This is a genomic window from Williamsia sp. R60 (genome assembly GCF_054063855.1).
The window spans coordinates 445993-461687 of the sequence record NZ_JBSSGR010000003.1; the positions used below are offsets into that span (position 1 = coordinate 445993).

Consider the following 15695-nt stretch of genomic DNA (forward strand, 5'->3'; position numbering starts at 1 on the left):
CCGCCTTCAGGAGGACTCGATGAGCAACGCGCCACGCCCCGACCACTGGATCACCGATTGGGAGTTCAGTGAGCGCTACCCCGTCTACACGCGGGCCAACGCGGGAGAGGTCCTGCCCGACCCGTCGAGTCCGCTGAACGTGACCCTCGTGTGGAACAAAGGCCTCAACATCGGGTGGCGCGAAGGCTACGTCGAGCACCTCGGAACCCACCTGGCCTCCGAGATCGACGAGACGATGCCCGAGATCATCGGTAACTTCGGCGGCTACCACTACACCAACTTCTCGATGACCGAACTCAACGGCGCTCGTCTACCGGGCCTGACCGTGCCGGTGTGGAACCGCCTCTGGGTGGGCGACCACCCCGACCTGCCGGAGTACGAGCCGAAACCGGACCACGAGAACGCTGAACTGACCGCGGGTCTTGCCGAGAAGACCGCATGGGCATTGACCACCAATACGTATCCCGAGGCCGAAGAGACCAAGCGCCGCGCCGACCTCGCGCGTGAGCAGCGTCCTGACCTCAGCGACCTGAGCGATCAGGAATTGGTCGACCATGCACGATCATTCGTTCCCGACCTGGTCTTCTGCTACGCCTATCACCCGGTCACCACCACACTGTCCACGATGGGACCGGCAGTGGCCGGCGCCCTGCTCGAGTCCATCGGTGAGAGCGACAAACTCGGCGATCTGCTGAGCGGATTGGGTGGTGTCGATTCGGCCGCTCCGTCTTTCGCGATGTGGAAGATGGGCCGCCTTGTCGCTGCCTCCGACGAACTGACCACCATCTTCGACGGTGGTCTCGCCACTGTGCTCGACGCGGTCGACGCCAGTGATTCCCCCGACGTCAAGCAGTTCCGCATCGACTTCGACGACTTCTTGTACAAGTACGGCTCCCGGGCACCGAACGAATGGGACATCCGTTCGGACAGCTGGGAGACCAAACCTGTTCTCGCACTGATGGCGATCAACGGCATGCGTCTGAGTCCCGACGATGCCGATCCAGAGCTGATCCTTGAGCGCAACCAGGCCAAGCGCATCGCGCTCACGGCCGAACTCGCCGACAAGATGCCCGATGCAGACACCCGCCAGAGCTTCCTCGACGCAGCCAAGTCGATCACCAAGTTCATGCCATGGCGCGAACGAACCAAGACATCGTGCGTCAAGGTGATGGGTGAGATGAGAGCGGCACTTTACGAATTGGGGCACCGCATGGTCGCTCGCGGAGTGATGGACGACCACCACGACATCACCATGCTGCTCGACACCGAGCTCGACGACTTCGCTGCCGACCCCGAGTCGTTCTCGGCCACCATCGCCGAGCGTCGCGAACAATACCTCCAGTTGTTCGACCTGGAACCGCCGTTCTTCCTGTTCGAGCCGCTCCCCCTGTCACAGTGGCCGCGCCGGACCGAACACAAATCGGAGCCCGCCCTGCCGGGCGACACTCTCAGTGGCGTGGGTGGCGCTCCGGGCGTGAGCCGGGGTCGAGCTCGAGTACTTCACGACCCCTATGACGCAGGCGATCTCGCCGAGGGCGACATCATCGTCGCACCGCAGACGGACCCGGCCTGGACCCCGTTGTTCGTCTTTGCCGGTGGCGTGGTGGTAAACGTCGGGGCCACCATCACGCACTCGTCGATCGTCTGTCGCGAACTGGGCATTCCCTGTGCGGTCTCGGTCCAGGATGCGACCGCACGCATCCCCGACGGCGCGATGATCGAGGTGGACGGCAACACCGGGACAGTGACCGTACTGTGACCCTGAAGGTCGGTCTCACCCTCCCCCAGCTCGGAGAACACGTCGACGCGACGGCGGTGCGCGACTTCGCCGTTGCCGCAGAGGAACTGGGCTTTGGCAGCCTGTGGGTTCAGGAGCACCTGTTCTACCCAGAGCAGAACGAATCGATCTACGGCGGCAGGCACACCACCACCGTGCACCCGGCCTACCGCTCCGTGCTCGGCGCCACCGAGCTCATGGCGTTTGTTGCCGCGTGCACACAGAAGGCGATGATCGGCAGCAGCATCCTGGTGGCCGGGTATCACCGACCCATCGAACTGGCTCAGCGTCTTTCGACGCTCGATGTGCTGTCCGGCGGCCGACTGGTCGCCGGGCTCGGCGCGGGCTGGTCAGACGAAGAGCACGGACAGATGGATGTGGATCCGCGCACACGCGGACGACGGATGAGCGAGTTGGTCGCGGCTGTCCAAGCATGTTGGGGCCCCGACCCTGTCGAGTTCTCAGGCGACTTCTTCAACATTCCCAGGTCGGTGGTTCGGCCCAAGCCGGTGCAGCAGCCTCACCCGCCGCTGTTGTCCGGGCTGCGTTCGGCCGCTGGATTGGCCCGTACCGCAGCATTGTTCGACATCTGGAATCCCAGCAGCGGGACCGCGGAGGCGTTGCTCGATCAACTGCAGACCATGCGCGAGGTACGGCCGGATCAGCTCGCCCCCGTACGCCTCTTCTTGCGCTCGTACCTGCAGCGGCCGACCGATGCGGTCGGTTCCGGTGGCCAGGGTGTCGACGGCGTCCGCCGGGACATCCGGACGGCAGTCGCTGCCGGGGCCGAACAGTTCATCGTCGAGATCAATTTCTGGGACGAGATGCGGTCCACCCGAGACTGGGCACAGGCACCCGCGCGGCTGGCCACCTTGCTCGAGACCGCCGAAGAAGATTCGGCAGCAGCACAATTGGCGAAGGAGAGTGTGTAAGTGAAGGCAGCGGTGTGGGCCGGAGACGGCCCCGACCTCACGATCGAAGACATCCCCCGACCCGAGCCACGCCGTGGCGAGATTCTTCTCAAGGTCACCGCCTGCGGCGTGTGCCACACCGACCTGCACGTGCTCAAGTCGGAGGTGAAGTTCCCGGCGCCCGCAGTACTCGGGCACGAGGTCTCCGGCGTGGTGGAGCAGATCGGCGATGGCGTGGACAACGTTGCTGTCGGCGACCGGGTCGTCTGCAGTTTCATCATGCCCTGTGGCGACTGTCGTCACTGCGTGCGCGGACTGGAGGACCTGTGCGAGAAGTTTTTTGCGCACAATCGACTGAACGGCACTCTCTACGACGGCGAGACCCGGCTGGCGCGCGAGGACGGTACGTCACTTGCGATGTACTCGATGGGCGGGTTGGCCGAGTTCTGCGTGGTCCCGGCGTCTGACGCCTTCAAGGTTCCGGATGGTGTAGGCCTCGGTGAGGTGTCGATTCTGGGATGCAGCTCGTTCACCGCGCTGGGCGCGGTCAACAATGCAGAGCTCGAACTCGGTGACCGCATCGCAGTGATCGCTGCCGGAGGTGTGGGGTCGTCGATCGTACAGTTCGCTGCGGCCGCCGGAGTGGCGCAGATCATCGCCATCGACGTCAACGACGAGAAGCTCAAAGCCGTTGCCGCACTGGGTGCAACTCATACCATCAATTCCAGCACCACCGACGTGGTCGCCGAGGTTCGGGCGCTGACCGACGGCCACGGTGTTGACGTGGCCTTCGAGGCGTTGGGCAACAAACACACCTTCGCCACGGCGATGGAGATCCTCGACGACGGTGGTCGCGCCGTGGTGGTCGGCATCGCCCCCGCCGGCTCTGCGGGAGAGATCGACCTCGCCCGGCTCGTTCGCCGCAAGCTGGAGATCCATGGTTCGTATGGAGCCAAGGCACGGCGGGACATGCCGGCACTGCTCCGCATGGTCTCGGGCGGCATCGTCGAGCCCGAGCGCGTCATCACCCGTCGGTACACGCTCGAGCAGGCGGACGAGGCGTACAAGGCTCTCGCGCGCGGCGAGATCGTGGGACGTGCGATCATCGAGATGCCGTCATGACCCAGGCCGAGAACGGTTCGGATGCAACCCGACTCGTCGCGGTCGTGACAGGTGCTGCCTCCGGCATCGGCCGGGCCGCCGCCGAGCTGATCCTCGAACGCGGCGGTCGCGTGGTCGCGTTCGACCGGTCGGCCGACAGCCTGGACTGGCTCAGCGGCAACGACCACGCGGTGCCCTTCGTCGGCGACGTCACGCTGAGCGTCGACAACCGCGACGCGATGTCGGTGGCCGTCGAGTCATTCGGGACCCTCGATGCGCTGATCCTGAATGCCGGAGTTCCGGCGTCGGGTTCGATCGAGACCCTCGACATGGATGTCTTCGACCGGTCGATCGACGTCAATCTCCGCGCGGTGGCCCTCGGTATCCGCGAATCGATCCCCTTCTTCCGCCAGGCGGGCGGCGGTTCTGTGGTGATCACCTCGTCCGCCACCGCCATGGGTGGCGAGCCGAACCGGTGGCCCTATGCCGCGGCCAAGGCGGGCGTCGTCAATCTCGCCAAGTCACTGGCACTGGACTTGGCCAACGACTCGATCCGGATCAATTGCGTCTGCCCGGGGCCCATCAGCACGGGCATGACCAAACGCATCGAAGAGAACACGCCGGAGCGGTACGAGTCGCTCAAAGCCATGGTGCCGCTGCATCGTTGGGGTACCGCACGTGAGGTCGCCGAGGTGATCGCGTTCCTCGCCTCACCGCTTGCGTCGTTCGTGACGGGAACCGCGATCCCGGTCGATGGCGGCGCCACTTGTGGGAGCGGCCAGACCATCCCGGTACCTGCGCGCTGATTCACCCACCCGGCGTCGGCGTGGCCGACGCGGTCGTGGGGGTCGGTGCCCCCGCAGACGACGGTGCCGCTGCCGGGTCAGCTCCGGGCACCGATCCCGTGCCGTAGAACACCGGCATGATGGCTTTGAGGATCGTCAATGCCGAACCCTCGCCTGTGGGCACGGTGGCTAGATTGGTACCGATCGTGATCGTGAGTCCACTGCTCGGGTCGTGGCCCATGAATGTCATGAACCCAGGAATCTGTCCGTCGTGTCCGGTCAACTCAGGACCGAAGCGGGCGATGCCGAGTCCGTAACCGGCAGCGGCCGGGTTGCCCGGATCGGTCGGGGTGATGCTGGACAGCCGTATCTGCTGCATCTGCGGGTCGAGCAGACCACCTCCCACCAAAGCGCGGACGTAGGTCGCCAGATCGCCCATCGTCGATATCGCTCCACCCGCCGTCCACGCCCACGACGGGTTGGCGTCGGTTTCGTTGTTGGGCTTGAGCGTTCCGTTCAGGGCCAGCGGCTGCTCCGCAGCGGGCAATTCGTATGTGTTGATGGTCGACACGTTGGTACCGAACGAGTACCCGTTCGGGTGCGGGTCCGGGATGGCAGAATCGGGGGGCAGCGGCAGCGAGGTGTTCTTCAGTCCGAGCGGCTCGAAGATGCGCTCGGAGAACGCTGCGGAAGCGGTCTTTCCGGTGATCTGCTCGATCAGCAACCCGAGAAGAACGATGTTGGTGTTGCAATAGTCGAACCGCGCGCCCGGTTCGAACTGGACCTCGTGGGAGAACGCGATATTCAGGAGTTCCTGGGGCCGCCAGACCTTGCCGGGGTCAGCGTCGAGAGTCGCATTGAAGCCGGCGTCGAGGGTGTAACTGTAGAGCCCGCTCCGCATTTCCGACAGCTGGGCCACGGTGATGCGGTCGCCGTTCGGAACGCCGGGAATGTACTTACCGATCGGGTCATCCAGTGCGAGCTTGCCTTCCTGGACCAGTTGCAGGATCACCGTCGACGTCATCGTCTTGGTGTTGCTGCCGACCCTGAAGTGGTCGTCGACGGTCATTGGTTCGTTCGCTCCGATGGTGCGCGTCCCGAAAGCCTGTGCCCAATCACCGTGACCGGGCCAACTGACCATGACAACCGAACCGGGAATTACGTTGTCCGCCATGGTCTTCTCGATCAGCGGCGCCAGAGTGGCCGCGAACTGTGGCGGGGCCGGAGTTGAACTCGTAACCGACGACGAGCCGGCCGAAGGGGATGGCGACTGCGAATTGCTGTCGGAAGTACTGCACGCAGTGGCGATGACGCACACCGCGACGAGTGAAGTTCCCATGAGCTTGCCGGCACGAATCATCTGCGTTCCTCATCCAGGTCGAATCAGAAGGAGACTACCTGGTGTTCAGCGCTTCCATACAGCAACCGTGGCGACTGGCATACCCGTCGGCCACCACCCGCGTACTACCTCCTCGGATCCACCAGAACCTTTGCGTGACGACTCTTTCCCGAATCCAGTTCGGCGAACATGGGTACCAGCTCATCGAGGCCGATGGTGCCCGTGTGCAGGGAGCGCACATCCACCCGGCCGGCGGCGATGAGTGTCATGGCGCCGAGGAAGTCCTCGTGCGAATACGCCAGGGAACCGATCACCGTCAGCTCTCGGCTCTGCCAGTCTCCGTAGCTCACCGACGAATTGGCACCCGGGTAGCCCAGCAATGCGAGGGTTCCGCCTCGACGGACCAGTTCGGCCGAGGGCTGGAGCAATTCGGCCACGCCTGTGCATTCGAAGAGCACATCCGCACCCAGTCCATCGGTGGCTTCGGTGAGCAGCGCCTTCAGATCGCCCGGCTCGACCACCTCGGTGAACCCCAGATCGACGGCCGCCGAGCGTCGAGCGGGCGAAGGCTCGCTCACGATGATCCTGCCGGCACCCGCCACCCTCGCATGCTGGGCGGTGAGCAGACCGATCGGTCCCGCTCCCTGCACCACTACGGCGGCACCGAGGCGAATACCGGCGCGCTTGACCGCGTGGAAGGTGACGGTGGCCGGCTCCATCAGGGCCGCCTCCTCGTCGGAGATCGTGTCTGGGATCGGAATGGCCCTGCGCGCAGACACTTTGAGCTTGGTCGCGAACCCGCCGTGAACAGGGGCGTCGTCGGTGATCCCGTTGGCTTCGGCGAACGCGAGGTCGCAGTGAGCCGCATGCCCGGCGCGACATTGAGCGCACCGGCCACACGCCGGCCCGACGCCGGCGACCACACGTTGCCCGACCGAGAGTCCGGTGACCTCCTCACCGACCGCGCTGATCGTTCCCATCCACTCGTGTCCGAAGACGGCAGGCGGCAGGCCGGCGGATGCGTAGCCGTGGGTATCGGTGGCGCAGATTCCGCAATAGCCGATGTCGACTATCACGCCGTTCGGCGCTGGGACCGGGTCGGCCTCCAGCGCGGTTTCTGCTGTCTGCGGCGCAACCATGTGTACGTACTTGTTCTGTCCGTCGGTAACCATGCTCTTCACTTCCCGCTCATACGCTCGACCACGGGCGCAAACTGTTCGTAGGCCCTATCGCCGATCGTAAAGTAGGAGAATCCGAACTCCTCGCGACGTTGTTCGAGCTGCTCGCAGATGTCATCGACGGACCCGACGAGAGCATGCGGAAATGCCCGGAGCTCTGCTCGGCTGAAGCCGGTGCGATCGATCAAGGCCTCTTCGGTGACGTCGGTCTTGCCCTCGATCGCCACGAAATACGCGCCGGTCTCGATCTCGATGTCTTTGAACCGATCGCCGGCGCCGTCCCGAACCCAGCCCATCTTCTTGTGGGTCTCTTCGACGGTGGAGGTGAGCACACTGTCCGAACCCAGGACACCCGAACGGTTGTTGAAGTTGATGCTCACGATGTCGGCGGTCCTACCGGCGAGCGTCAGGACCCGGCGAGCGCCGCCTCCGACCATGATCGGGGGCGCGGTCTCGGGTACGGGCAGCGGAGCAAACCCCGTGGCCTTGACGATCTTGCCGTCCACGTCGATCTGCTCGCCCCGGAACTGCTGGACGATGAGTTCGATCGTCTCCTCCAGACGGTCCACCCGGGACCCCGCCGAAGGGAAATCGATACCCATGGCTTCGTATTCGGCCCCCAGCCATCCCGCTCCCAACCCGATCTCGATCCGGCCCGGCGCGAACATCGCAAGCGTTGCAGCCTCTTTGGCCAGCACAACCGGTTCGTGGTAACTGGTGCAGAACATTCGGCACCCCACCTTCAGGGTCTCGGTCACCTCGGCCGCCACGGCCATGCTCGTGATCGGGGCCATCGTCACCGGCCGGTGGCCGGTGCGATCCAGGGCAGCGCCAGGCCCGATGTAGTGATCTGAGACGTGAAGCGCCGAATAGCCCATGTCCTCGACCTTGTGGGCCACATCGCGCCACTGTCTGCCAGTGTTCGCGCGGTAGACCTGCGCAGCGAATCGAAACGGGCGGGTCTGATGTGTCATGACTTCCACTTTCGTCCTGTTGTGTGTCTTTGTCGTCCAGATGGGCCGATGGGCTTGTTGGTCTGGCGGCCTGAACGGTCCGCAGTCGGTCAGGGCTAGTGACCCGCAGCTGCCGTTCGGTCGAGATCCAGGTCGCGGTCCAGGTACTCGAAGAGTTCACGAGCAGCGGCACCCAGCTCGGCCGCCCACCCACGGGGATCGGCGGAGCCGCGGTCAGACGGCGCCTCGACACTGATCGCGGCCGTCGGCGGCAATGCGCGGACCAGATCGGCCAACGGCAGCACACCCTGACCGGGCGCCAGCCGGTGCTGGCGCGCTTCGGTGATCGCTGCGTTCTCATCGGTGGCCGGTTCGGCCGAAAGTGCGTCGCACAACTGGCAATAGGGAAACAGGTCCGGCGACTGTCTTGCGATGTCGTCGATCGATGTGCCGGCCCGGGCAACGTGCAACGCGTCGAGCAGGATCCCCGAGCCGCCCTCACCCGTGTCGGCCAGAAAGCGAGCCGCGGCATCCATGTCGCGGACGGCACTGAAAATCATCGGTTCGAGGCAGCACCGCAGACCATGATCGGCTGCGGCAGCCGCGAGTTCACCGAACAGCGTGGTCGCCCGCTGGTAGTCGTCATCGAGAACGGTCACGAGCAGATACGACGCCGACAAAGCCTGCCCGGCCTCGAGCACATGCATCCAGTCCTCGCGCGAGCTGCCCGGGTGCAGTTTGATCACCTCGGCGTCGAGGACGCGCATTCCGTTGTCGTGCAACGCCTGCCTGGTGTCGCGGAGAAGAGCCGAACCCTCCAGCAACTGGAACCCGCGGTCTCGTGGTGTCTGTGCCACCCGGAGTCCGACTGCGTTGAATCCCGCCGCCGCGGCGTTCTCGATGAACTGGGGCGGCGGCACGTGAATCGCCGAGAGGTGTGACAACGACAGGATTCGTTGCTGTGGAGGCTGTTCCATACGGGTTCCGATCGTTCGGGGCGTCTCACCGATGGCGCGGAAGTGCCCGGGGCATGGTGCTCGCCCCGGGCAGTTCCTCACCTACACAGAGATCACTTCTTCCAGAGGGCCTTGAACTGGTCCTGGTAGTCGGCGACTCCGACATAGAAGCCGGTCTTGTCGTCGATCACCGCGGATCCGATGTTGTCCTTGTTGAGGAGCTGGGTCGGCAGGAATGCATCGTCCGCGGGCTTGAGGTCATCGCCGTTGAACGAGCGGGCCAACATGTCCAGCACGCGCCACCCGAGGATCTGCACGGGGAAACCGACCCACACGCTGTTGTCACCGTCTTCCAGCGACTTCAGGTTGTCCGGTGTGGGGGTCTGACCGGCAAAGGTCACCTGGTCTTGCAGGCCGGCACCTCGCAGTGCCGCGTCCACGCCGAGCACGAGGTCACCGAACGAGAAGACCGCGTAGTTGATGTTCGGGTCTCGCTGCAGCGTGCTGACCACGCTTTGAGGGGTCTTGGTACCTAGGTCGGTGACCTGCTGATTGACCATCTCCACCTTGCAGCCCGGGCACTGCGCCTTCATCTGCGCGGTGAAGGCATCGGTGAAGACATTGAGGATCGGGTAATCGGTGATCGTGAAGACCGCGACGTTCGCGTCGCCTTCACTGTCGACGACAACCTGACTGGCCACCATCTTTCCCCACTCTTGCACCTGCGCAGTTCCATCCAAGGATGTGGAGATCACGCCGGGGATCGGCTCGTCACCGACACTGTCGGCGATCACGGTGATCCCGGCCGCCTTCGCGGACTCGATCTGCTTGCTCAGCATCGACACCGGGGTGCCCGAGAAGTGGATGGCATCCGGCTTCAGCGCAATGGCCTGATCCATCGCCTTGGGTGCGGCCTCTGCGTCGGTTCCCATGATGATCCGCTGGTACCGCCAGCCGAGCAGATCGGCAGCCTGCTGGATGGCGTCGTCCTTGGCACTCGAGATCGGTTGCGGGGTTTCGATGCTGATGACGTACTTGCCCGCTTCGGGGGCTTTGCTCAGCGGGGTGTCGAGCACGAGGTTGGCCGGCGCGGCCTCGTACTGATCGGTCACTGCCTGCGCGGCGGCGATGTCTGCCGGCTGGCTGGAGCCGCCGTCGTCGCTGCTGCTACACGCGGTGGCGAACAGACTCGCGGAGACAACGGCAACGAACGCCTTTGTCCAGGTTGTCGTTTTCACATGGATTCCTTTCGAGGGGTGGCCGATAGGCCGGGTGGAGAAGACGTTTCGAGACCGGGCCGTCAGGCGCGACGGGCGGTGCGGGCCGCCAGCGCGACGGCGACGATGAGCGCGAGACCGTTGAAGAGGTCGTTGACGTAACTGGGCGCGCCTGCGAGCTGCAACCCCTTGACGCCCGTCGCCAGGAGGTAGATGGCGATCAGCGTGCCGAGTACGTTGACCCTTCCGGCCCGGATCTGTGTGGAACCGAGGAACACCGCGGAGAACGCCGGCAACAGATACGAGGGACCGATGTCAGGCGCGGCGGTCCCCAGTTTGGCAGCCAGGATGACGCCCGTGAGGGCCGCGACGGTCGCCGAGGTGACCAACGCGCCGAACATGATCCGCTCCACCCGAAGTCCGGCGAGCCTGGCCGCCTGGCGATTACCACCGGTGGCGTACAGGTACCGGCCGAGGGGAGTCTTTTCCAAGATCACGTACATCACTGCGGCGACGGCGATCATGTAGAAGAACGGGAGGGGCAGTCCGAGGAAGGGCTTGCTGCCCAGATCGAGGAAGCCGTCGGTGAAGCCCTCGGTGATCTGCTTTCCGTCGGTGACCCAATATGTGCCTGCCAGAAGGATGCTCGACATACCAAGGGTCGCGATGAAGGAGTCGACGTTGAGTTTGACCACCACGAACCCGTTGACCGCACCGATCAGGGCCCCGCAGAGCAACGTGGTGATGATCGCGATCGGTGCACTGATCCCCTTGGACAGCTGGTACGAGACCATCGCCACCGAGAAGCCCATCACGCCGGCTATCGAGAGGTCGAAGACTCCCGCCGCCAGGGGAACGATCAATCCGATCGCCAACATCGCGGTGATCGCCTGGTCGCCGGCGATGATCCGGAAGTTGCCCTCGGTCATGAACGTGTCGGGGATCCAGATCGCGAACAGCACGATGATGGCAACCCACACATAGATTCCGCTGAACCGGTCGAGACCCAGGTTGATCTTGCGCCTGCCGCGCCCAGCCTGATGGCCGCCCGTGGGCGGTGGACCCTTCGGTGATGTCGCGGTCTCTTCAGGGGATTGTGTTGTCATGGTGTTCCTTTCACCGAAGTGGTGCCCGGAGGTAGAGGGGGTGTCGCTGCGGCGGATCGGGCATCGGGTCCGCTGCGATGCCGCGAGACGGCGGCCGCGGGGGGTCAGGACTCACAGGGCTCAGGACTCGGCGAGTACGGGCTTCTTGAGAGTGGAGGCGGTCAGTCGATCGGGGTCGATGCGCGGCCGGCGCAGATCGTCCACGACCCGTCCGGCGGACAGGACGATCACGCGGTCGCACAGCCTCGTCAACTCACCGTGGTCGGTGGAGACCACCAGGACGGCGGCACCCTTCTCCGCGGCGTCGTCGATCAGCGCGTGGATGTCGGCTTTGGCGCCGATGTCGACCCCTTGGGTGGGCTCGTCGAGTAGGAGTACACGCGGATTGCGCCGCAGCCAGCGTGCCAGCATGACCTTCTGCTGGTTGCCACCGCTGAGGGTGCCGAGGGCCCGCTCGGTGTCACCGGTCGGACGCACCCCGAGACGTTCGAGCCACGTTGCCACATCGGACTTCTCACGTCCCGCGCGGAGCCAGCCACCGCTGGTGTACGCCCACGGGTCGGCCACGGACACGTTCTCGCGCAACGATGCGGTCGCGAACGCGGCGTTGCTGAGACGCTCGGCGGGAACACAACCCATCCCCGCCGACATCGCGAGATCGGGACGGCCCTGCTCGACGACCTTGCCGTCGATCGTCACCACGCCTGCGCGGCTCTCGCCGCCGAACAGCGCCGGGACGATGTGTTCGCGGCCCGAACCGGTGATCCCAGCGATCCCGAGGACCTCTCCGGGATGGATCGCAAAGCTGAGCTCGTGTGCGGCACCACAGGTGAGCGCATCGACCTCGAGCGCAGGCGCTCCGGCATGTGTTGTCTCTTCGGGCTCGGCGAGGAACTCCTCGACTCGGCGGCCGATCATCAGTTCCACCAGACCGGGTTCATCGAGCCCCTCGAGGGGTCGCGTGGTCACAACTCTGCCGTCGCGCATCACGGTCACGCTGTCGCACAGCGAGAACACCTCTCCGAGGTGGTGCGAGACGAACAGTACGGCCACCCCGCGGTCCCGGATCTTGCGGACCAGCTCGAACAAGCGAACCGCCTCGGCCGCAGGCAGATTGGCGGTCGGTTCGTCGAGCACGAGAATGTGGGTGTCGCCGCTGCGGCCCTGGACCGCGCGTGCGACGGCCAGCATGGTCCGCTCGCTCATGGTGAGGGCACCGGCGAGCTTCTTGAGGTTCAGGTCGAATCCGAGTTCGGCGAGCGCTTCCTTGGCCTGGGCCCGTTCTGCGCGGTTGTCGATGGTGCCGACCGCAGTGCGCTTGTAACCGTGGCCCAGCGCAAGGTTGTCGACGACATCCAGACTCTCGACGAGGCCCAGTTCTTGGTGGACAAAGCGCAGCCCGGCGGCCTCCCCACCACCAGGGACTCCGAGGTTCAGCTCATTTCCCGCCACGGTGATCTTCGCACCGTGGTCCGGATCGTGATATCCGGCAAGAACTTTGATCAGTGTCGACTTACCGCACCCGTTCTGCCCCACCAGTCCACGGATTTCACCGGGGGCGAGCGAGAGATCGACACCATCGAGGGCTCGTTGGCCGCCGAAAGTTTTCGAGAGGCCGCTGATGCTGAGCGCGTCTGTCATGTTGGCCTACCTACGTGAGGAGAGTTACTTGAACATCACTTGTGTTACCTGGATCATAGTGAAGTATGTACATGGATATGTCCAGCGTTTGCTTAATTTGTTATTTCCCGCTCTGACCGGGAGATTCATGCACACCGCGGCAGCTGTCCCGCGTCACCGCCGGAAACCCGGCATTGTTGCGACAACAGGTATCTACAGTCAGATAGAAGTTACCGAGTGGTAGAGGAGAGTGGCGTTCTGTGATCGATGTCGAATTGGGCACCGTCGTACAAATCGCGTACATGGTGGACGATGTCGCGTCCGCTGCCGAGGACTTCGCGGCGCGGCTCGGCGCCGGGCCCTTTTTCGTGCGTCGCAACCGCATCACCGGCGCCCTGGGCCCCGACGGCCTGCCGGGCGCTTTCGACCACTCATCCGCCTACGGCCAGTGGGGTCGATTGCAGATCGAACTGGTGCAGACCCACACCGCAGAGCCCGCGGCGTTCGCGGCCACCACCTCCATACGGGGCGGAGTGCATCACGTGGCGATCATGGTGGAGTCGTTCGCCGAGCAGCAGCGCGTGTATACCGAATCAGGTTGGCCGGCAATACTTTCTGCAACAACCCCGAACGGCAATGACTTCGCCTTTCACGATGCCCGTCCGCAACTGGGCCACCTGGTGGAGATCTACGAACCCAGACCGTCCATCCTGCGCCTGTATCGGACGGTCGCCGATGCCGCCGTGAACTGGGACGGCACAGACCCCGTGCGTGAAATGTGATCAGGCGGCCGCCAGCAGCTCGGCGGCCCGATCGCGGGCAAGTGCGAGAACCTGCGGATTACCAGAGTTCCACAGCACCGTGAGCTTTTTGCTCCGGATCTTCCACTCTCCGCCAACCCGCACCACCCCGTCGGTGTAGTAGCCGCCGATCGTGAACATCGCGTCTCCGGCGGTGTTGGGCAGTACGTGCTCAGCCCGCACGTAAGAGGTCACCGTGCCCTCCTCGCCGTCGATGTCGATGTCGAGGTTCGACAGGAAGTGCTGGGATGCAGCCAGACCCGGGAACAGCATTCGTCCGCGTTGCACCCAGTCCTCGGCGCGAAAGCGACCTTCGTTCCCGGCGCGATAGCTCGTGTAGTCGACGTCGATCTCATCGGTGAACACAGAGCGGTACAGATCCCAGTCCCGCAGGTCGATACCCCGCGCGAACCTTGCCATCAAGCGGGTGATCTCCACATGTGCCGTCTCGGTCATCGTCGGTTCCTTGTCTACAGGTTCGTTCAGGGCAGCGGGGGCGTTGAGGGGAGCGCGTCAGCCACGCAGCTGGAGTGAGATCTTCTCGAAGTACTCGTCGAGTCCATCGGGACCGAGTTCACGTCCGATGCCCGATTTCTTCATGCCGCCGAACGGGGCCATGGCGTTGAACCGCCCGCCGTTGATCGAGACCTGCCCTGTGCGCAGGCGCCGGGCGATCGCGATGGCCTGGTCGTCATCGGCCGCGAACACCGCACCCGACAACCCGTACTCGGAATCGTTGGTGATCGCGACGGCGTCGTCGATGTCCCGATAGGTGAGGACGGCAAGCACCGGGCCGAACACTTCGTCCCTGGCGATGGGGGTGTTGTTGTCCACGCGACTGACCACGGTCGGACGCACGAAGTAGCCCGACCGCAGTCGTTCATCGAGCCCGTCCACGTCGCCGGGGCCGCCCACCAGGAACTTCGCATCCGCCGGCACGTCCGCGAGATGTTTGAGCACCGACTGCTGCTGTTCCCGCGAGGCCATCGGTCCCACATCGACCGTTTCGTCGAGGGGGTCGCCGATCGTCTGAGAGCCGACCAACTCCACCAGTCGCCGCTCCACCTCGTCGAGTCGGTCGGCCGGGACGAGCAACCGGGTGGTGGCCGTACAGGTCTGGCCGTTGTTGACGTAACAACTACGAACAGCGGCGTTCAGCGCCGCGTCCATGTCCGCATCCGGGGCCACGATGAACGCCGATTTCCCTCCCAACTCGAGAGTCACTTTCTTGATTCCGGCTGCAGCCAATTGGCCGACTCGAGCTCCTGCAGATGTCGACCCGGTGAGGCTCACCAGATCGACGTCCGGGTGCCCGGCGAGCCGTTCGCCGACTCGGCCACCAGAACCCGACACCACATTGAGGACGCCAGGCGGCAATCCGATGGCGTGGGCAATGTCGGCGACCACAAAGGCAGCAAGCGGAGCAACGCTGCTGGGCTTGACCACGGTGGTGCATCCTGCCGCGATCGCCGGGGCAACTTTTGCCGCCAGTTGGTACAGGGGGTAGTTCCACGGAGTGATCGCACCGACCACACCTGCGGGAACCTTGAGGATCAACGACGTTCCGCGCCGCTCTTCCATCGGGAGCGTCTCGAGGACGTCGGCCATCGTTCGGAAGATCGTCACGCCCAGGCCCACCTGCACGCTCCGTGACCGCGCGATGGGGGTTCCGACCTCTCGCGCCATCGTCTCGGCCAACTCGTCCTCGCGCTGCAGGAGTTCGTCGGCGAAGCGTCGGAGCAGCGCAACGCGGTCGGCCACCGGCGATTGTGACCACGACGGGAACGCCCTCTTTGCCGCTGCCACCGCAGCGTCGACATCAGCTTCTGTACCTGCGGGGACGCGGGCCAGCAGGCCGCCGGTGGCCGCCTCGAAGACGTCGATCGTGCCTCCACCGTCCGACGGCACCCACGCGCCGTCGATATAGAGCTCGGTGCGATCGTCCATTGGGG

14 protein-coding genes are annotated in these 15695 nt (G+C 64.7%); 5 read left to right on the forward strand and 9 right to left on the reverse strand.

Annotation, left to right across the window (positions count from 1 at the left end; genetic code table 11):
* Positions 1-19 precede the first annotated feature (19 nt).
* From ACVWY6_RS15430 to ACVWY6_RS15445, 4 genes are read left to right on the forward strand one after another with little or no spacing between them, the layout of a single operon-like run.
* Positions 20-1759 (forward strand): PEP-utilizing enzyme, encoded by a 1740-nt coding sequence (locus ACVWY6_RS15430; RefSeq protein WP_457539190.1) that lies wholly within the window; start codon positions 20-22, stop codon positions 1757-1759.
* The gene (locus ACVWY6_RS15435; RefSeq protein WP_457539191.1) at positions 1756-2709 is read left to right on the forward strand and encodes a TIGR03619 family F420-dependent LLM class oxidoreductase; all 954 of its coding nucleotides are present in this window, start codon (positions 1756-1758) and stop codon (positions 2707-2709) included. The genes ACVWY6_RS15430 and ACVWY6_RS15435 overlap by 4 nt, the downstream gene beginning before the upstream one ends.
* Positions 2710-3810: a zinc-binding dehydrogenase gene (locus ACVWY6_RS15440; protein WP_457539193.1), complete on the forward strand. Its 1101-nt coding sequence runs from the start codon at positions 2710-2712 to the stop codon at positions 3808-3810. It begins immediately after the preceding gene.
* Positions 3807-4595: an SDR family NAD(P)-dependent oxidoreductase gene (locus ACVWY6_RS15445; RefSeq protein ID WP_457539195.1), complete on the forward strand. Its 789-nt coding sequence runs from the start codon at positions 3807-3809 to the stop codon at positions 4593-4595. Before ACVWY6_RS15440 ends, ACVWY6_RS15445 begins: the two co-directional genes overlap by 4 nt.
* A gap of 1 nt (position 4596) precedes the next feature.
* On the opposite strand, the gene ACVWY6_RS15450 is transcribed toward ACVWY6_RS15445, so the two are convergent.
* The 7 genes from ACVWY6_RS15450 to ACVWY6_RS15480 all read right to left on the reverse strand — a co-directional run bounded on the left by ACVWY6_RS15450 (position 4597) and on the right by ACVWY6_RS15480 (position 12964).
* Positions 4597-5934 carry a serine hydrolase domain-containing protein gene (locus ACVWY6_RS15450; protein WP_457539196.1) on the reverse strand — a complete coding sequence of 446 codons (1338 nt, stop codon included), beginning with the start codon at positions 5932-5934 and terminating at the stop codon, positions 4597-4599.
* A 104-nt stretch (positions 5935-6038) separates the two neighbouring features.
* The gene (locus ACVWY6_RS15455; protein ID WP_457540171.1) at positions 6039-7085 is read right to left on the reverse strand and encodes a zinc-dependent alcohol dehydrogenase; all 1047 of its coding nucleotides are present in this window, start codon (positions 7083-7085) and stop codon (positions 6039-6041) included.
* Between the two features lie 5 nt (positions 7086-7090).
* Positions 7091-8065: a TIGR03621 family F420-dependent LLM class oxidoreductase gene (locus ACVWY6_RS15460; RefSeq protein ID WP_457539198.1), complete on the reverse strand. Its 975-nt coding sequence runs from the start codon at positions 8063-8065 to the stop codon at positions 7091-7093.
* A 95-nt stretch (positions 8066-8160) separates the two neighbouring features.
* Complete coding sequence (locus tag ACVWY6_RS15465) at positions 8161-9021, reverse strand: sugar phosphate isomerase/epimerase family protein (RefSeq protein WP_457539200.1); 861 nt, start codon at positions 9019-9021, stop codon at positions 8161-8163.
* A 92-nt stretch (positions 9022-9113) separates the two neighbouring features.
* Positions 9114-10238, reverse strand: coding sequence for a sugar ABC transporter substrate-binding protein (locus ACVWY6_RS15470; RefSeq protein WP_457539202.1), 1125 nt, complete (start codon positions 10236-10238; stop codon positions 9114-9116).
* 62 nt (positions 10239-10300) lie between these two features.
* The gene (locus ACVWY6_RS15475) at positions 10301-11323 is read right to left on the reverse strand and encodes an ABC transporter permease (protein ID WP_051721164.1); all 1023 of its coding nucleotides are present in this window, start codon (positions 11321-11323) and stop codon (positions 10301-10303) included.
* Positions 11324-11443: 120 nt separating this feature from the next.
* On the reverse strand, positions 11444-12964 hold the full coding sequence (locus ACVWY6_RS15480) for a sugar ABC transporter ATP-binding protein (protein WP_030166490.1): 1521 nt from the start codon (positions 12962-12964) through the stop codon (positions 11444-11446).
* 239 nt (positions 12965-13203) lie between these two features.
* Between ACVWY6_RS15480 and ACVWY6_RS15485 the strand changes: the two genes are divergently transcribed.
* The gene (locus tag ACVWY6_RS15485) at positions 13204-13725 is read left to right on the forward strand and encodes a VOC family protein (RefSeq protein ID WP_457539205.1); all 522 of its coding nucleotides are present in this window, start codon (positions 13204-13206) and stop codon (positions 13723-13725) included.
* Here the strand turns inward: ACVWY6_RS15485 and ACVWY6_RS15490 are convergent, their stop codons facing one another.
* Entirely contained in the window at positions 13726-14199 is a 474-nt protein-coding gene (locus ACVWY6_RS15490) for a nuclear transport factor 2 family protein (protein ID WP_457539207.1), read from the reverse strand.
* Between the two features lie 57 nt (positions 14200-14256).
* Positions 14257-15690, reverse strand: coding sequence for an aldehyde dehydrogenase family protein (locus ACVWY6_RS15495; RefSeq protein ID WP_457539208.1), 1434 nt, complete (start codon positions 15688-15690; stop codon positions 14257-14259).
* Between the last annotated feature and the right edge of the window lie 5 nt (positions 15691-15695).